Consider the following 19536-nt stretch of genomic DNA (forward strand, 5'->3'; position numbering starts at 1 on the left):
ATTACTTTTTTACATATTTAGTCAAAATCACAATGCGCTGACCGTCTACGCGTCCTTCAATATGCTCAGGATTACTGGTTAAACCAATATTACGCACAGCAGTGCCGCGCTTTGCAACTAAGCTACTTCCTTTTACATCAAGATCTTTGATGAGTGTTACAGTATCGCCAGCCTGAAGTACGACTCCATTACTATCGACATGCTTGATATCATCATCTTCTGCGAGTACTTTTTGTGCCCAAGCAAGTGTGTCTTCTTCAAGATAAATCATATCTAGCGCATCTTGCGCCCAACCATTATCAGGTGCTAAGCGGGTTAGCATTCTATAAGCAACAACTTGAACGGCCGGTGTTTGGCTCCACATGCTGTCGTTTAAACAGTGCCAATGAGTAGGAGTTAACTCGACGGTTGCTTCAACCTGGTCTTTGCAGGTCTGACAGGTGTAAATACATTTATCTGAATGAGCTTCGTTAACTGGTGGTACTTCGTATACAGATAGGTTCTCGGTTGCACTACACAGTTCACACTGGTTATTACTGCGTTCTACTAAGGCTTTTTCAATGCTCATATCTTGAGGCTCTTTTAGTCTTTAGCTAAGGGGGAGCGAGCATTATACCTAATTAGGACTTTGATGAGAATATGCCCTTGTTTAAAGTGTGGGTATTTTGTTAATTATATCGATATACTTTTGTTCAATACTACTAATTGTACCTTCTTGATGCAGTTGTTTGATAGCTTGGTTAATCTGTGGAAGTAGGTGGTGATACTTATGTAAAATACGTATGCGGAGAAAACCATCGGAGTGGGCAGCGCCAAGAGCTACCTGTACTCCTAACTCTCTTGACCAAAATAAAGCAGATAACTCACTAATTATAACGACCTCGAGTCGTTGACGTTGTAACGCCAGTATTAGCTCTTTTTCAGAAGGGAAATCCATGCGAGAAAATTCATCATCGTCATAGTAGTAATAGCCCATTACAGTGCCTACATTATTTCCATTTATGGCAGCTAAACTTTGCCATTTTTTAGCGTGCTTAGGTAATGACACTAAATACTCAGACATTTGAAAAAGTGGCTCAGAATAGACAAAAAGTGGATTATCTCTTTCTTGTTTTGATAACCAAGCGGTACTAATTATATCAAAATCAATTTTGCCAGTGATCAGTGATTTTACCGTTCGCTTTGCAGGTAAGACAACATGTTCTCCCTGAATATTAGCGGTGTTGAGGATTTGTTGTACTATTTCAGGAAAGATTCCAGGTAAGTCAGAGTCACCTGTGTAATAAGGAAAGTAGTTTCCAGAGCCAGTTAAGTTATATTTTAGCGTTACAGATTCGCCTGCTAATAAAGACTTGCAAAACAAGCAGCAGGCTATTAGAAAGTAAAACTTAATTGAAAGCTCCTTACTCTAATGTAAATATTTATGGTCAATTAGTTTAATTGCTAATTTATACAGTTAAAGTTATTAGAGTGTATTTATCTTTTAATTGACCTTTCAGTGTTGTTTAGATTTCTATTTTTGGCAAATTTTAAGTTGGTGCAAGCTTTCAAAAACTCACTATACTGAAGGGATATAGAATAATAATTTAGTTACTCCTTGCAACTAAAATTATTAGCAGGAATAAAAATGTCAAACACTAAAATAACAAAAACAGCACCAACTATGGTAACTCAATATATTGCGCGCCAGCCCATTTTTAATGCGCAAAAAGACATTTTTGCGTACGAGCTTTTATATCGAGATTCAGCAAATAATGTATTCCCCGTTGGTACTACCGATGGCCAAGCAACAGGACGACTATTTTTTAATGCATTAATGTTAATTGGGATTGAAAAATTAACAGCCAACCAGTGCGCATTTATTAATTTATCTACTGACGCTCTTTTAGAGGATTTTCCAAAACTTTTACAACCAAGCAGTGCGGTAATAGAAATAGTAGAGCGCGCAGATAATATAGCTAAAGTAACTAAGCGTGTTAAAGCATTAAAGCAAGCAGGTTATCGTTTTGCTCTAGATGATTATGACGGTGATGAAAAGTGGGAGCCATTACTAGAGCTAGTTGATTACATTAAGCTCGAAGTAGAAGAGCCTCTAATTAAAACGAACATGATGCTTAAAAAACTCAAGCGACGTTTTCCCTACGTTAAAATTATTGTTGAACGCATTGAGACCCACGAACAGTTTTTAATGTTAAAAGCTGCTGGGTGTGATTACTTCCAAGGATTCTTTTTTGCCCGCCCTGAAATGCTTACCTACCATAATGTTGAACCCTCTAAGCTGGCTGTTTTTGATTTATTACGTTGTACCTCGCGCCCAGATTTGAGTTTTGATGAAGTACATCAGCGAGTCGCAAAAGATGTTGGTTTGACTGCCCGTATACTTAAATTGGTTAATGCGCGTTCTAAGAGCCAAAACTTAGTGATTACCTCAATTTCGCAAGCAGTGATTTACTTAGGTGAAGATGCCATTCGCCAATTTGTTCGCGTATTAGCGCTGAGTGAATTGGGAGTCGATAAACCCACTGAGTTGACTAAGCTAGGGTTGATTCGTGCTCATTTTATGCAGCTTATACTGGAGCCTGGGGGCAAAGACATGTCTGAGCAAGGTTACCTAGTTGGTTTGATGTCGGTGCTTGATGCCATTTTAGATATGGAACTTGATGTGATTGCCCAAGAATTTAGCTTAGGCGATGAACTTTCCAGTGCTTTGCTGAGTTTTAACGGTATGTTGGGTGCAACTTTGCAGTTAGCTCGCGGTGTAGAAGAAGACAATTGGCCTTTAGCTGAAAAGCTATTAGAAACAATTCGTCCAGCGTCAGGGATTGAAGTCGTTTACAAGGCCATGCTCAGTGCCCGCCAGTATGGTGATGAGGTGCTAGCATCTATTATTGAACAAAAATAGTTACTTGAGTATGATAACGTGGCTATAAATAAAGTTACCTAAGATACTTCATGCGTTTATTATTACCCATTATCACAATTTTAATTGCCTTAGCGTTATTAATTCCAGGTGTTACTCAGCCTGTGTTAACCCTTGAGGGGAAAATTGATAAATCACAACTTGCTAAAACAGGTATTGCGATGATAGCTGACGAGGGGGATCGTAATACCCGTAACATGCTGATGATGGCCTCAAGTATGTTGGGGCTTGATAAATTGGAAGGTGAAATTAGCGCTTATCAAAAAACGCGTAGTATTTGGGGCACGGTTGATGAACTGGCTGATAATAAAAATTATTTAGTCGCCGTGCTGGTGGCACTCTTTTCGATTGCGATACCCTGTATAAAACTATTGATGCAATTAGTATATTGCTTAATACCAATGAATAAATTTAAGCCGCGGCTCGGTCAAGTAATACAAGGCTTAAGTAAGTGGAGCATGGTTGATGTATTTGTTATTGCGTTGATCGTATTGTACTTAGCCGGTAACGCAGATGGTCAAATGGGCGAATTGATCAATATGCACGCAGAATTCGGCGCAGGTTTTTGGTATTTTACCGGCTATTGTTTATTCGCCATCGCCGCCAGTAGTTTAATTAAAGTTGAGCCAAAAAATAGTTAAATGTTTGTGTTAACTAAGTAGTTATCATAAACTTCGCTAGAACCTAGAACCTAGAACCTAGAACCTAGAACCTAGAACCTAGAACCTAGAACCTAGAACCTAGAACCTAGAACCTAGAACCTAGAACCTAGAACCTAGAACCTAGAACCTAGAACCTAGAACCTAGAACCTAGAACCTAGAACCTAGAACCTAATTTATAAAAGGCATTTTATTGCAACGTATTTACCTTAGTTTATTGACCCTAGTTTTGTTACTCACTTTAGTGGGTCAAGCTGTTGCGTCTGTAACTATGTCGTGCGAAATGCCTCATATGAGTCAATCTCAGTCGCAACCAATTGCAGATGATATGCATCATGCCTTGTCGACTGCTATGATGGACATGGATTGCTGCGACGATGACGCAACAAGTACCCAAGAATGCGCTTGCCCAATGAGCGCTTGTAGTACTCACTCAATGCTGAGTATGGGTAACCTATTTACAGTTACACTACTCAGCACAGAAAAAGTTCAACTCTATCCCCCTCAAAGTCAACATTATATAGCCAGCTCACTATATCGCCCTCCTATGTCTGCCTAATTGCAGGATAGGTGCGTCTAAAATTTACTAAACCATATTTAATATCGCCTATTACTGCCTCTAAATTAATCATTTTTTTAATTTTTAGTGGAGTAAGTGATGAATCACTTAGCAGTACTTAAAGCCAGTTTTTTAGCACTAATGCTAGCAACGGCAAGCTCAATATACAGTAACGAATTGAGCCTTGAACAAGCGCTCGATTATGCGCTTGATAACGAACCTTGGCTGACGGCCAATAAATATCAACAAGCTGCTGTGCAAGCACAAAGCTTAGCCGCAGGCACGCTACCAGATCCGATATTAACCTTAGGGCTGATGAATTTACCAACGAATGGCTTTGCTTTCGCTCAAGAAGGCATGACCCAGTTAAAAGTGGGTGTAAGCCAAATGTTTAGCCGTGGTGACAGCCTTGAGCTCAAACAACAAGCTTTAGCTCAATCAGCGCAGCAATATCCTTGGTTGCGTGCCGACAGACTTGCACAGGTTAAAACCATAGTTATCGAATCTTGGCTCAATGCCTATCGTGCTCAGCAGAGTATTGCGCTGATTGAGCGAGATAAAGCTTTGTTTACACAATTGATTGATATTACTGAGTCAAGTTATGCCAGCTCGGTAGGTAAAACCCGTCAGCAAGATATTATTCGTGCCCAGTTAGAATTAACTCGCCTTGAAGACAAACTCGTGATGCTTGAACAGCAGTTTGAAAGTGCCAAGAAACGGATGTCGCAATGGTTACCGATGAGTATGTTAACTCAACCAGTGAGCGCTAAGCGCGGCGATATCAAGCCATTAGTTGACTTTACAGCGCTCAAATTTGAGCAGCTCATGCCACTGTTGATGGCACACCCAGCAATTGTTGCCATAGAGCAAAGAGTTACAGCCAAGCAGACCGAAGTTGCAGTGGCTAAACAAAGCTATAAACCACAACTAGGCGTAAATATGGGTTATGGCTATCGCGACGATACGCCAATGGACGAGTCCCGTGCCGACTTGTTTTCGGTAGGTATCAGTATCGATTTGCCGCTGTTTACCGACAATCGCCAAGACCAGCAAGTCAATGCTGCTATTGCCATGGCTGAGTCGGTGAAAACAGAGAAATTGCTCGCACTACAAAAGCTTAAAGGGACGTATTTTAAAGAGTTTAGCCAGCTTGCTCGGCTACAACAACGGGATGCGCTTTACCACACAAAGCTATTGCCACAAATGGCCGAGCAAGCGCAAGCCACCCTGAATGCTTATACCCACGATGATGGTGAGTTCTCAGAAGTTATGCGTGCTCGCATCAGCGAACTCAATGCCAAAATCGACGCTTTAAACATCCAAATTGATCAACAAATTATTATTGCTCGCTTGAATTATTATGCCAGTAGCAAAGATGCTGCTGTGATGGCTGAGCTACTAGCAGGAGCGCATAATGAACACTAATTTTAAACTACTGATTGCAACCTTGCTTGGTGCAGGCATTACGGCGCTTGGCTTCACGTTAATGGATGATACAACTGAGCCACTAAGTGCAAAAAAACAGCCCCTGTACTGGGTCGCACCTATGGATAGTAACTATCGTCGTGATGAACCAGGCCTTTCGCCAATGGGCATGGATCTAGTGCCTGTGTATGCAGAAGACGAGGGTAACGACCAAGATGGCCCCGGCGCGGTGACGATATCGCCTGCGGTGGTTAATAACTTGGGTGTCAGAACCGCTAAAGTGCAGCTCAAAGCACTGCAAAGTGAAGTAAACACTGTAGGTTATGTACAGTATAACCAAGACCAACAGGTGCATATTCATCCGCGTGTGGAAGGCTGGCTAGAAACGTTGTTTGTCAAAGCCGCAGGTGATCAAGTCACAGAAGGGGAACCGCTATATACCTTGTATTCCCCGCAATTGGTGAACGCCCAAGAGGAGTTTGTACTGGCAGTTAATCGCAATAACCCAGTACTGATCCGTGCGGCTCAAGCGCGCTTAAAAGCATTAAATGTATCGGATGGTTTTGTTGAGCGCTTACAAAAAAATAAAAAGGTGATGCAAAATATTACCTTTTATGCACGCCAAAGTGGCGTGGTTGATGAGCTTAACGTTCGTGAAGGTTTTTATGTAAAGCCCGGTACTTCAATGATGAGTATTGCTCAGCTTGATGAAGTTTGGGTAGAAGCCGAGGTATTCGAACGCCAAGCTCAGCTCGTTGAAGTGGGCTTACCGGTGACCATGACGCTTGATTATATTGCCGGGCAAAGCTGGCGCGGTAAGGTTGATTATATTTACCCAACACTGGATGCCACAAACCGTACTCTACGGGTGCGTTTGCGCTTTAATAATCAAGATCATCAGTTAAAACCTAATATGTTCGCACAAGTGAGCATTCATGCTAAAGCCGCTGAGCAACAACTTATAGTGCCAAAAGAGGCAGTGATCCGCACAGGCTCTCAAGACCGCGTTGTCGTTGCGTTAGGTGGAGGTCGATTTAAATCAGTGGCGGTAGAGCTTGGTCGTAGCGATAGCCATAATGCGGTTATTTTAGCGGGTATTAAAGCCGATGATGAAGTGGTCACCTCGGCGCAATTCTTATTAGATTCTGAATCCAGCAAAAGCTCTGATTTTAAGCGTATGCAAACACCTGATATAAGCAGCACTGTTTGGAGTAAAGGGGTGATCAACCAAGTAATGGTGGCTCATCGTAGAGTCAATATTAGCCATGGGCCGATAGCAGAATTGGATTGGCCTAGTATGAAAATGGACTTTACAGTTGCAGATGATGTTGACTTTCAAGCGTTGGACGCAGGGCAAACGTTGCATTTTGAGCTGACTAAAAAAGCTGATAACAGCTATATGGTAAGCGCTATTCACATTATGGATTCAACTCATATGATGGTTGATGCGGCTAATATAGCGACCGTAACAGGTACAATCAACAGCATAGATAAAGCGGCGCGTGTAGCCAATATTAGCCGCGGCGCAATTGCAAAGTGGAACCGTGGCCCTGCAACTATGGACTTTAAGTTTGCTGAGAATGTTGATTTAAATTCTCTTGGGACGCAGCAACAGCTGACATTTACTTTTAGTGTGCAAGACGGTGAATTTGTTATCCAGCGCATTGATACAGCATCAAACATGCAATCACACAGTGGTCACTAGGGGGCATTATGATAGCAGCAGTTATACGATGGTCTGTGACTAATCGGTTTTTTGTCTTATTAATAACCGCAATAGTAATTGGTGGTGGTGTATTTGCGGTAAAAAATACCCCCGTCGATGCCTTGCCGGATTTATCCGATGTGCAGGTGATTATAAAAACCTCATATCCTGGTCAAGCGCCGCAAGTAGTGCAAGATCAAGTTACTTTCCCGCTCACCACTGCGATGCTCTCAGTGCCAGGTGCGCAAACAGTACGCGGTTTTTCATTTTTTGGTGACTCCTACGTGTATGTCATCTTTGATGAAAACACCGATCTTTATTGGGCACGAAGTCGAGTGCAAGAATATTTAAGCCAAGTAGCTAGTCGCTTGCCCGATAGCGCAACCGCAGAGCTTGGCCCCGATGCCACCGGTGTTGGTTGGATTTATTTATACGGGCTGGTGGATAAAACCAATCAGCACGACATTAGCCAGTTACGCAGCTTGCAAGATTGGTTTTTAAAGTTTGAATTGCAAACCGTACCTGGCGTGTCAGAGGTTGCGTCTGTGGGCGGCATGGTTAAGCAATATCAAGTTAATGTAGAGCCAGATAAACTGCGCGCATACGGTATTCCGCTGAGTTTAATTCAAACCGCCATCAAACAAGGTAACCAAGAAATGGGCGCCTCGGTGGTGGAAATGGCCGAAGCCGAATACATGGTAACCAGCACCGGTTATATAAAAAGCGTTGCTGATTTAGAGGCCATTCCACTGGGCGTTAACGCCAACGGCACGCCACTACAATTGCGCGATGTTGCCGATATTCGCCTTGGTCCACAAATGCGCCGCGGTATTGCCGAACTCAATGGAGAAGGTGAAGTTGCTGGTGGCGTAGTGGTAATGCGCTTTGGCGAAAATGCGCAAAAAACCATTGAACGGGTGAAAGCAAAGCTCGAATCATTAAAAAAAGGCCTACCAGATGGTGTTGAAATAGTGCCGGTATATGACCGCTCTAATTTAATTAAAAATGCCGTAGATAACCTCACTAGTAAACTGCTAGAAGAGCTAGTCGTAGTGGCGCTTATCTGTATTGTATTTCTGTTTCATGTACGCTCATCCTTGGTGGCAATCATTACTTTACCGCTGGGAATTTTAACGGCGTTTATCATCATGTATTGGCAAGGCATTAACGCTAATATTATGTCGCTCGGCGGTATTGCTATTGCCATTGGCGCAATGACCGATGGCGCAATCGTGATGATTGAAAACATGCATAAACATATGGAAAAAACCCCATTAACCGATGAAAACCGCTGGCAAGTGGTAAGTGACGCGGCCAGTGAAGTCGGCCCAGCGTTGTTTTTTAGCTTAATGATTATTACTGTCAGCTTTATGCCGGTGTTTATTCTAGAAGCGCAAGAGGGCCGTATGTTTGCCCCGCTGGCGTACACTAAAACTTATGCCATGGCAGCATCAGCCGGTTTGGCAATTACCTTAGTGCCCGTGTTGATGGGTTACTTTATTCGCGGCAAAGTCATTTCAGAGCAGAAAAATCCAGTTAATCGCTTATTGGTTAACGCTTACAAGCCATTACTTTATCTCGTTTTACGGTTTCCTAAAATGACCTTAGTGTTAGCACTGGTAGTCGCAATTATTGGTTTTTATCCGGTAAACAAAATTGGCAGTGAATTTATTCCACCGCTGGATGAAGGCGATTTAATGTATATGCCAACTACTTACCCAGGTTTATCGATTGGTAAAGCGCGAGAGATTTTACAACAAACCGATAAGCTCATCGCCACAGTCCCCGAGGTGTTAACCGTGTTTGGTAAAGTCGGCCGCGCAGAAACCGCCACCGATCCTGCGCCACTGACCATGATCGAAACTTTTATTCAGCTCAAGCCTAAAGATCAATGGCGCGAAGGCATGACCTTAGAAAAGTTGAAAAAAGAACTCGACGGCTTAGTGAAGTTTCCAGGCCTGACTAATGCATGGGTGATGCCAATAAAAACTCGGATTGATATGCTAGCAACGGGGATCAAAACGCCAGTGGGCATTAAAGTCGCTGGGCCAAATTTGAGCGAGATTCAAAAGATTGGTCAGCAGATTGAAGTGTTACTTAAAGATGTACCCGGCACGGCTTCCGTTTACTCTGAGCGGGTAGCGGGTGGGCGTTATATCAAGGTGGATATTAATCGTGAAAAAGCCGCCCGTTATAGTTTAAACATTGCCGATGTGCAGCAAGTGGTTGCCACCGCAATTGGCGGCATGAATGTCACCGAAACGGTTGAAGGGCAAGAGCGTTACCCGGTGAACTTACGTTACCCACAGGATTACCGAGATTCACCCGAAGAGCTGATGCTATTGCCTATAGTTACGCCAACAGGCCAGCGTATTGCTCTTGCCGATGTTGCCGATGTATTTATTGAAGATGGCCCACCGGGTATTAAAAGTGAAAATGCCCGTTTAAATGGTTGGACTTTTATTGATATTGATGGCATTGATATCGGCAGTTATGTAGATAATGCACGCCAAGTGCTCGACCAGCAATTAGTGCTACCAGCGGGTTACTCAATAACTTGGGCTGGGCAATATGAATACATGGAGCGTGCTAAAGATAAGCTCGCCTATGTATTGCCACTGACCTTAGCGATTATAATTGTGTTGTTGTATCTCAACTTTCGAAGCTTTGTTGAAGTAGCGATAATAATGGCCACCTTACCGCTGGCAATGATAGGTGGTATCTGGCTCATGTATTTAGAAGGCTTTAACTTCTCAGTCGCGGTGGGTGTAGGATTTATTGCCCTTGCAGGGGTCGCGGTGGAAATCGGCGTCATTATGCTAGTGTACTTAAACCAAGCCTACCAAGAAAAGTGCACTCAAGCACAACAAGCCGGCACAACGCTTAGCTTTGTCAAGCTTAAGCAAGCCATAGTAGAAGGTGCAGGCCTGCGAGTACGCCCAGTGATGATGACAGTCGCCACTATTATAATCGGTTTACTCCCCGTACTTTACGGCACAGGCACCGGCAGTGAAGTAATGAGCCGCATCGCCGCACCCATGGTCGGCGGCATGTTTAGCGCGATTGTATTAACCTTGCTCGTATTACCCGCGGTGTATTTGCTATGGCGCAAGCGGGGTATAAGTTCATAGTCTATAACTTTTACCTAAGGCGTGTAACTTATACTGCTTTATAGTTTATAAGTTACACGACATGCTTATTTAACCTTGATTTTTAAGGTTTTTTGTTTTGGCATAGATCACGCATTGTATTGATGAATAACGTTAGTTAATAAGGAATGCACATGCAAGTTAAAACAATACAACAAGTATACGATTGGACAGTTTTGTTTCACACCCAAATGGCGGCGAATTTTTATAGCGTTAAAGATACTTTAGACGAGCATAATAAAATGCTGGTTGAATACTACCTTAAGTACGAAAAAAAGTTAGCAGAAGATCTTGTGGGCTTTAAAGCTATCACGGAAATTAACACCCTTGATACTTATTGTTATGAGTATTTTGCTGAAAACCCTGAGTTGCTTACTTTTAATGATCTGAACAAAGATAAGCAAGTAGATGAACAAGTAATTCAAGCTTACTTAACGACCCAACATCAAAAAGTTATCGATTTATATGAGTATTTATTAGGGCGTGCTGAGACAGAGCACGGTAAAGAAAAACTACAGCAATTACTTGAGCTGGAGCAGCAAGGTGTAAAACAAATGATGCAAAGCTCTAACCGTCATATGGATATGTAAGTTTATAAGAGTTTGGATAGCGTAACGCTATCCAAACGTCCTATACAAAGTCGATTAAAAAACCGACCTTTCTCAGATAGCGTTGCTCTTGCTGTAAATCAGCTAAAAGCAAAGTTTGTTCTGCTAACCAGTCAACCGGAAATTGCAATAACATGCTGCTGCCTTTCACCGTTACTGCCAACTCTTGGTTTTGACCACTCAAGCGCTTTTGGTTTAATAAAACAGCCAATCTTAGTAATACTATCAGCTGCAATATTTTAAAATGTGGCACAGACAGTAAATTAGGGAATTCTTCTAGGCGTATTTTTTTGCGATAAAAGCGGATCATACAACTTAATAATGTTTGCTGTTGTTGAGTAAACCCTGGAAGCTGGCTATTTTGCACAACATAAGCACTGTGTTTATGTAAACCAGATGAGTTAATACTCAAACCGATTTCATGTAATTGTGCCGCCCAGCCTAGCAGCTGACGATTATCCAATGAATCCAATTGCCACTGAGTTTGCACTTGCTCAAATAACCAGTCAGCAGTCACAGCTACTCGTCCAGCATGTACTTTATCAATAGCATTTCTTTCACTTAAGTTCGCAATGGTATTAGTACGAATATCCTTAAGAGCCAGCTTTTGCTGCATTTCATGCAGTAGACCTTCACGCAGGGAAAAGTCGCTGTAGTCCATCTCTTTAATGGCAAATAACTCAAAAATAGCAATTAGTATGGCCAAGCCACCACAAATACTTACTTGGCGCTCTGGGCTTAAGCCTGTGATCAATAAGTTATCAATGGTTTTAGCGGCTATAAACTGTGTTTTTAGTTCTTGTAAACGCTCTAAAGTAATGTTTTTTTGTTCTGGATCATTAGCACTTATCATCGCCAGAATTGACTTAATCGTGCCTGATGTACCGACAACCGCTTTCCAACCTGCACTAATGTAGTTAGCGTAGATAATCTCAAGCTCTTGCTCTGCTTTTATTTGTGCTTTCTTAAAGCGCTTATCACTAATGATGCCATCAGCAAAGAATTGCTTGGTATAGCTTACACACCCCATATTACGACTAGCTAACAATTTATGCTTAAAGTTTTTACCGATTATAAGTTCAGTACTACCACCACCAATATCAATAATTAAACGGTTTTCATCATGGTGGATATAGTGGGCAACGCCTTGATAAATTAAGCGGGCTTCTTCTTGACCAGATATAACATCTATATGATATGGAAACACTTTGCTCGCTTGAGTTAAGAACGAGTTAATGTTTTTAGCGCGCCTGAGAGTATAAGTGGCTGCGATTTTGACATTACTCTCTGGGAAATCTTGTAATGTCGCAGCAAATTGCTTTAAGACTGCCAAAGCTCTATCAGTAGCGGCCTGACTTAATTGAAATTTATCATCTAAGCCATCAGCTAAGTACACTCGTTGCTTTTCTTTATGGAGAATTTGCAAAGAGCCATCTACCTCTCTTGCTACCACTAAGTGAAAACTATTTGAGCCTAAATCAACGGCAGCAATTGAAGGATAATCATTCATTGTTATAATTATGTTCCCATTTTTTTAGGTGATCATAAATCGCTATTTGTGAGCGAATTTTTTTACGGTTACCACGTTTAACGTAGTTGTTTTTTTGCTCACTATCGATAATGCGCGCTTTGGTACGGTCTTTAAATTGTAGCTCAATTATATCAATGATCAGCTGTTTTAGCTTTTCATCATAAATAGGCACACCCACCTCAACACGATGATCTAAATTACGAGTCATCCAATCTGCAGATGAAATATAAACTTTTTCTTCGCCATTGTTGCCAAACACCATCACACGTGGGTGCTCTAAAAAGCGGTCAACAATACTAATAACACGGATATTATCGCTAAAATTGCTGATACCAGGTACTAAAGAGCACATACCGCGTACTATAATGCGAATTTTAACACCTTTTCTTGCCGCGAGGTACAAGCAATCGATTAGCTCTTTATCAACCAAGTTATTTATCTTAACGGTGATTTTTCCGCTATAACCATTTTCTACATGCGCTATTTCTTGGTTAATTAAATTTTTAAGTACTTCGCGGGCATTCACTGGCGAAATCATTAAGTGTTCGAATACAAAGGGTTTATAACTACTTTCTATAAATTTGAATACATTGTCACTTTCATCACAAATGCCGGTGTGTTTAGTAAACAAACTAAAGTCAGTATAAATTTTTGCGGTTTTCTCGTGGAAGTTTCCCGTGCCAACATGTACATACTTTGCAATTTGGCCTTTTTCTCTGCGGTGTATAATACATAACTTACTATGTACTTTTAATGCCGGTATACCAAAAATGACCTTAATGCCTGCTGCACTCAGTACCTTTGCCCACTCAATATTGTTTTGCTCATCAAAGCGTGCTTTTAGCTCCACCATGACGGTCACTTTCTTACCATTTTTAACTGCATTAATTAATGATGAAATTAATCGTGATTTACTGGCGACACGATAAATGTTTACTTTAATTTGCGTGACCTTTGGATCAAATGCCGCTTGGCGCACGTACTCCAATAAATGATTAAAAGTGTGGTACGGGTAATAAAGAAGTATGTCTTGTTTGCTAATAGCATCAAACACGCTGGCGTGATTGTTAAAAGCGCTACTTTGTAATGCAGGCAATTTTTTATTTTCTAAATATTGCCTGCCAATGTTTGGAAAGCCAATAAAATCTCTAAAGTTACGGTAACGCCCGCCAGGAATAAGGGCATCATGATGAGTTACACCTAAACGCTTTTTCATTACTTTGAGCATAGATTCAGGCATGGCTTCATCATACACCAGACGCACTGGTTCTGCATATATACGCTGCTTTAGGCCTTTTGACATTTTATCTAGAATGCCTTCTTCGAGTTCATCATCAAGGTTGTATTCGGCATCTCGAGTTAGTTTAATCGAGTGACCTTGTATTTCGTTAAAGCTAAAAAAGCTACTGAACACGTCGTTGATAAAAAATAAAATAATGTCATCAAGCAATACTATTGTTTTGTGTCTGCGGGTTTTTTCTGGCGGTAAGATCACAAAACGCGGAGCTCTATCGGTGGGAACTTCTAACATGGCATAGTGGTTTTTATCACCCAGCATTTCAACAAATATGTAAGTCATAGTGTCGTTGATATGATCAGAGTAATCTTTATTCTCGTCGAGCATTATAGGAGCAATATGCTGTAAGACGTTGTCGAAAAAGAATGTTCTTAACCAATTGATATGAAATTCACTGAGTTCTTCTGGTCGGCCGACATGAATGTTATGTTCGTTTAAATCAATTAAAATTTGCTGATGTATTTGATTAAACTTTTTACCCAGTTGTAACACTTTTTGCTGGATTTGAGTAAGCAGTAGTTCGTCTTCATCAAAGTTCGTATCAGGGAGTTTATTGAGTAGAATACGGCGCTTTACATCGGCAACTCTTACTCTAAAAAATTCGTCTAGGTTATTCGAGAATATCCCTAAAAAGCGCATGCGTTCGATGATAGGGTTGTTTTTATCTTTTGCTTCTTGCAATACGCGGTCGTTAAATGAAAGCCAACTTAGTTCAGGGGCAAAGTAATTTATTGTTTGCGGCAAGTCAGTGCAAGCATTCATGTTCTATTCCTTTATTTAAAGCTAGCTAAAAGATAGAACAAGAAGATGACATTAACATGACAAACATGTCATTTTTATTACACATTTGCCATGGGGATATTTTGGTTTTTAGATCTTAAGCGTCTTCAATATCAACAATGAGATCAGCCGTGATAGCTTCAAGTGCAGCGACAACTTCATCTTTATTCATTCCATTGGGTAACTCAACGGTCGCAACAGCACTAAATATTGGCACACCCCAATTAGGTGCGCTTTGCTGCTTTGAATTTAAATGAGTAATATTTGCCCCTTTATGTCTAATCACACCGGCGAGCTCTTGGATAATACCGGGGCGATCATTACCAGTGATAACAAAATTAAGTTCTTCAACAGGTGTATCTGGTAGCTCATCGCTACCAGTTTCAATACGTACTTCTAGTTGTGGCAGGCCGTGTAATGAATCTTGTAACTCTTGTAGATGCTCAGCTGGTACTGCCACTTCAATAATACCCGCGAAATGGCCTGCTAAATGGCTTAAATTGCTGGTGAGCCAATTGCCATGATGATTTAAAACTGCAGAAGAAATATCTTCTACAAGCCCTGGACGATCTTGCCCTAAAATAGTTATAACTAGTTGCTTCATAGTAGATTCCTAAAAATACCGATTATAAAGAGAGAAGTGCGTCGGCGTAAAATAGTTGCATGATTGTTATGGTTAAAAATTCAGATTGAGTATTGACTCTATCCGCTATTTTGTCCAACTTTTTGACTTTAAGTTTAATAAGTATACAATATATTAGTCCCTTTTTATGTGCTGTTTACGCTAACTAGCTGATAGTGATTAACAAAAATTTTAGTTGAAATTTTCTCATCTTGGCCAGTTTTACTTTAACAGCATGAAAAATAATACCTTTTACATATACCATTCAGATATGAAAACTTAACCTCGGAATTGTGACGGCTGTAACAATACTGTCATCTTGGTGAAATATAATCAGCCCAACGTTAAGTTTTAAAGGTGTTTCGATGACTTCCAATCCGAATAAACCGTCTTTTAATACGGATAGAAGCCGTCTATTTAAAGACAGGTTTGCCCAATTTAGCATTACTGCTGGCGGTATAATGGTATTAATAGCTTTGCTACTAATATTCTTTTATCTGCTTTACGTTGTTCAACCTATTTTCGAATCAGCTAAAGTTGAAACCCGCGATAGCTTTGCATTAAATAATACAGAGCAGGTCGTCGGTTTAGGGGTGGAAGAGCAAACTGAAGTCGCTTTTTTACTTTCTAAGCAAGGTAATGTTGATTTCTACAGCGTAGCAGAAGCCTCTTTTGGCGATAAACTTGAATCACTCGATGTTTCGCTAGAAGCGGATGTAACAAGCTTTGCTAACAGCGCACCATTTCAAGGTTTATATGCATACGGTTTAGAAAACGGTACTGTTAGTATTGTTGCACCAAAGTTCCTTGTTACTTTTCCAAATAATACTCGCAAGTTAACACCTCGACTAGATTATCCGCTGGGTGAGATTTCGTTAGTTGTTGATGATGGAGGAATTGCTTTATCGCAGTTTGCATTCAGCCATTTTGAAGAAAGTACCGCTGTGGTTGCACAAACCGCAGATAAGCGCATTGTATTTAGTAGCTTTGTGGCACAAGAAAATATGTTTACAGGCGAGGTTGAATGGCAAGTAGAGCGCACTGAGCTAGATGTAGAAGGACGTGTTGATCAGCTTCTTATGTCGCCTGATACGACGCGTGTTTTTGTTCGTACCGCAAATCAAATTTATATTTACGATACTCGTTACCCAAGTGAAGTTGAGTTAATTCAAATACTGGCCGCAAACGAAGAAAACGCCAACCTTGTTTCGGCTAAATTGCTGGCTGGGGCTAACTCGTTGATGTTGGCAAATGACAACGGTGAAGTGTCACAGTGGTTTGAAGTAAACACTGATGATGGTCGTGAGTATCAAAAAATTCGCTCATTCGAAACATCTAAACAAAGTAAGTTAGATATCTTCACTGAATTTTATCGCCGTACTTTTTTCACTACTAGCTCTAATGGTGAGTTAGGTGTTTATTACACCACTAGTGAGGCTAAGTTATGGCAAGGCAAAGTAAGTGAAGGCCCAATCGAGAACTTTGCTATTGCGCCGCGTTCAAATGCAGCATTGGTTTTAGCGGATGATAAGTTAACCGTGCTAGAAATTCATAACGAGCATCCAGAGGTAACATGGTCAGCGCTATGGCAAGAAGTATGGTACGAAGGTTACCCTGAGCCAGGTTATATTTGGCAGTCAACCTCAGCCAGTGACGACTTTGAATCAAAATTCTCATTAGTGCCGATTTCATTCGGTACAATCAAAGCAGCTATGTATGCCATGTTGTTCGCTGTGCCGATTGCATTGTCAGCAGCAATTTATACTGCTTACTTTATGTCTGGTTCATTACGTAAGGTGGTTAAGCCAACAGTTGAAATCATGGAAGCATTACCAACAGTTATACTTGGTTTCTTAGCGGGTTTATGGCTTGCACCATTAATTGAAGAGCACCTACCTGCTATTGTCGGTTTGTTGGTTATGCTGCCATTGGGTATTTTAGGTACCGCTTACGGCTGGACTAAATTACCTTCGAGCATCCGTCATCGTATTCCTGAAGGCTCACATTCAATTTTATTAATCCCAGTGGTATTACTTATCGGTTGGCTAGCTTTTGCCATGAGTGGTGCAATTGAATTGTGGGTGTTTGATGGCAATGTACGTCAGTACTTAACCAATGAGCTTGGTATGACCTTTGACCAACGTAACTCATTGGTTGTGGGTATTGCAATGGGCTTTGCCGTTATCCCAACTATTTTCTCAATAGCAGAAGATGCGGTATTTAGCGTGCCAAAACATCTTTCGAATGGTTCGTTAGCTTTAGGTGCAACGCAATGGCAAACCTTAGTGAGTGTGGTGCTACTAACAGCCAGCCCAGGTATTTTCTCTGCTGTAATGATGGGCTTAGGTCGTGCGGTAGGTGAAACCATGATTGTACTTATGGCAACGGGTAATACGCCAATTATGGATTGGAGTATTTTCCAAGGTATGCGTACATTAGCCGCAAACATTGCAGTAGAAATGCCAGAGTCTGAAGTGGGTAGTTCTCACTATCGCATCTTGTTCTTAGCAGCATTTGTATTATTCATATTCACCTTTATTTTCAACACAGTAGCTGAGTTTGTTCGTCAGCAGCTGCGTGATAAATACAGCTCAATGTAAGTGGAGAGACACGACATGGTAAAGCAGTGGTTTAAGTCAGGTTCTCCTTGGATATGGATGACAGGTGGTGCAGTAAGTATCAGCTTAATCTCTGTATTAGGGTTATTAGCAATGATTGCTTGGAAAGGTTTAAGCTTTTTCTGGCCATCAGAAGTTGCGCAGTTTGAGTTAGATGGCTCAGTTGCAAAGCAAACTGTTATTGGTGAAATTTATGACCGTGAAATGGTGCCAAAGTCTCGCTTAGAGGCGATGGGTATTGATTTGTCAGGCTTTGACAAAGAGCATTTAGAGCGTTTATTGATTAAAACTGGTAACCGTGAATACGTTGATTTAGATTTTCGTTGGATTTTAGAAACAGACATAAAATCAAAATCTATGCCTGCGGACTTAGCAGTATTCGAACGTAGTAAAAACGGTAACTTCTACGGTTATGTTGAACAGGTGATAAAAGACGGGCAAGTCATCACTAATAATAAAACAGAGCTATTAGAAGAGCTTGTAGAACGCGCTGTTGAGTTAAACGAAGAAGCGCTTGATTTACAAAATGGTGATATTGGTCATATAAACTACGAGTTAGAGCGTATTCGTTTAAGAGAGAAATCTTATTTACTTGATGATGCATTAACAGACGAACGCGTGGCAGAGTTAGCACAAGAAAGGGCTGAACTTCGTGCTGAATATCTCGTGTTAGAGAAACAGTTGTTCGCATTACGTAATCAAGCAAAGCGTGACCAAGTCATGGTTAAAGATATGCGTGGTGAAGTGGTAACGATCCCGCTGTACCAAGTACTCGATTTTTGGCAACCAAATGATATGGGCTTCTTTGCAAAGCTAGGCCATTATTTTGTGCAATTGGGTAAGTTTGTTGCTGATGATCCTCGTGAAGCAAATACTGAGGGTGGGGTATTCCCCGCAATCTTTGGTACTGTTTTCATGGTAATGCTGATGGCGGTGATTGTGACTCCATTTGGTGTTATTGCCGCGATTTACCTTCATGAATACGCGTCTAAAAATGCCGTCACAAAAATGATTCGAATCGCGGTAATCAATTTAGCGGGTGTACCTTCGATTGTTTATGGTGTATTTGGTTTAGGTTTCTTTGTATACATGCTCGGTGGTAGCTTAGACCAATTGTTCTACCCTGAAGCGGCGCCAAGTCCTGTATTTGGTACCCCCGGTGTAATGTGGTCTGCATTAACCTTAGCTATTTTAACCTTACCGGTTGTTATTGTTTCAACGGAAGAAGGTTTATCACGTATTCCAAGTACCGTTCGTCATGGTTCGTTAGCTCTCGGAGCAACTAAAGCTGAGACGTTGTGGCGTATCATAGTGCCAATGGCAAGCCCAGCCATTATGACAGGTTTAATATTAGCCGTTGCTCGCGCAGCGGGTGAAGTAGCACCATTAATGTTGGTCGGTGTAGTTAAAATGGCACCTACATTACCACTTGATGGAAACTTCCCATATTTTCACTTAGATAGAAAGTTTATGCACTTAGGTTTTCATATATATGACGTAGGCTTCCAAAGCCCTAACGTTGAAGCGGCTCGTCCGCTAGTATACGCCACAGCATTCTTGTTAGTATCGGTGATTATTACATTGAATATCACAGCAATCGGCATACGTAATCATTTACGTGAAAAATTCAGATCGCTTGAGCATTAATTAGTAAAGGTAAAA

At 41.2% G+C, this 19536-nt stretch carries 14 protein-coding genes; 9 read left to right on the forward strand and 5 right to left on the reverse strand.

Annotated elements, in window-relative coordinates:
• Position 1: 1 nt before the first annotated feature.
• Positions 2-568 (reverse strand): alkylphosphonate utilization protein, encoded by a 567-nt coding sequence (locus QMA12_RS11455; protein ID WP_087533369.1) that lies wholly within the window; start codon positions 566-568, stop codon positions 2-4.
• Between the two features lie 81 nt (positions 569-649).
• Positions 650-1363, reverse strand: coding sequence for a transporter substrate-binding domain-containing protein (locus QMA12_RS11460; RefSeq protein WP_290210308.1), 714 nt, complete (start codon positions 1361-1363; stop codon positions 650-652).
• A 264-nt stretch (positions 1364-1627) separates the two neighbouring features.
• On the opposite strand from QMA12_RS11460, the gene QMA12_RS11465 reads away from it, so the two are divergent.
• The 7 genes from QMA12_RS11465 (at position 1628) to QMA12_RS11495 (ending at position 11008) form a co-directional block, all read left to right on the forward strand.
• Positions 1628-2902, forward strand: a complete 1275-nt coding sequence (locus QMA12_RS11465) for an HDOD domain-containing protein (protein WP_290210309.1) — start codon at positions 1628-1630, stop codon at positions 2900-2902.
• Positions 2903-2952: 50 nt separating this feature from the next.
• Positions 2953-3561, forward strand: coding sequence for a paraquat-inducible protein A (locus tag QMA12_RS11470; protein WP_290210310.1), 609 nt, complete (start codon positions 2953-2955; stop codon positions 3559-3561).
• Between the two features lie 212 nt (positions 3562-3773).
• The gene (locus QMA12_RS11475) at positions 3774-4139 is read left to right on the forward strand and encodes a hypothetical protein (RefSeq protein WP_290210311.1); all 366 of its coding nucleotides are present in this window, start codon (positions 3774-3776) and stop codon (positions 4137-4139) included.
• Positions 4140-4238: 99 nt separating this feature from the next.
• A complete protein-coding gene (locus QMA12_RS11480; protein WP_290210312.1) occupies positions 4239-5564 on the forward strand; it encodes a TolC family protein in 1326 nt (441 codons plus the stop codon).
• Positions 5554-7269, forward strand: coding sequence for an efflux RND transporter periplasmic adaptor subunit (locus tag QMA12_RS11485; protein ID WP_290210313.1), 1716 nt, complete (start codon positions 5554-5556; stop codon positions 7267-7269). The genes QMA12_RS11480 and QMA12_RS11485 overlap by 11 nt, the downstream gene beginning before the upstream one ends.
• 8 nt (positions 7270-7277) lie before the next feature.
• Positions 7278-10400: an efflux RND transporter permease subunit gene (locus QMA12_RS11490; RefSeq protein ID WP_290210314.1), complete on the forward strand. Its 3123-nt coding sequence runs from the start codon at positions 7278-7280 to the stop codon at positions 10398-10400.
• 152 nt (positions 10401-10552) lie between these two features.
• Complete coding sequence (locus tag QMA12_RS11495; RefSeq protein WP_290210315.1) at positions 10553-11008, forward strand: hypothetical protein; 456 nt, start codon at positions 10553-10555, stop codon at positions 11006-11008.
• A gap of 40 nt (positions 11009-11048) precedes the next feature.
• Here QMA12_RS11495 and QMA12_RS11500 read toward each other — a convergent pair whose 3' ends face one another.
• The 3 genes from QMA12_RS11500 to QMA12_RS11510 form a co-directional block, all read right to left on the reverse strand.
• A complete protein-coding gene (locus tag QMA12_RS11500; protein WP_290210316.1) occupies positions 11049-12536 on the reverse strand; it encodes an exopolyphosphatase in 1488 nt (495 codons plus the stop codon).
• Positions 12529-14616, reverse strand: a complete 2088-nt coding sequence (gene ppk1 / locus QMA12_RS11505; protein WP_087533359.1) for a polyphosphate kinase 1 — start codon at positions 14614-14616, stop codon at positions 12529-12531. The genes QMA12_RS11500 and ppk1 overlap by 8 nt, the downstream gene beginning before the upstream one ends.
• Before the next feature lie 115 nt (positions 14617-14731).
• On the reverse strand, positions 14732-15238 hold the full coding sequence (locus tag QMA12_RS11510; RefSeq protein WP_087533358.1) for an ACT domain-containing protein: 507 nt from the start codon (positions 15236-15238) through the stop codon (positions 14732-14734).
• A gap of 383 nt (positions 15239-15621) precedes the next feature.
• On the opposite strand from QMA12_RS11510, the gene QMA12_RS11515 reads away from it, so the two are divergent.
• Positions 15622-17856 carry an ABC transporter permease subunit gene (locus QMA12_RS11515; RefSeq protein ID WP_087533357.1) on the forward strand — a complete coding sequence of 745 codons (2235 nt, stop codon included), beginning with the start codon at positions 15622-15624 and terminating at the stop codon, positions 17854-17856.
• Positions 17857-17871: 15 nt separating this feature from the next.
• Complete coding sequence (gene pstA, locus QMA12_RS11520; protein ID WP_087533356.1) at positions 17872-19521, forward strand: phosphate ABC transporter permease PstA; 1650 nt, start codon at positions 17872-17874, stop codon at positions 19519-19521.
• Positions 19522-19536: the final 15 nt, after the last annotated feature.

This window comes from Pseudoalteromonas sp. APC 3893, from assembly GCF_030408095.1.
Classification (GTDB): domain Bacteria; phylum Pseudomonadota; class Gammaproteobacteria; order Enterobacterales; family Alteromonadaceae; genus Pseudoalteromonas.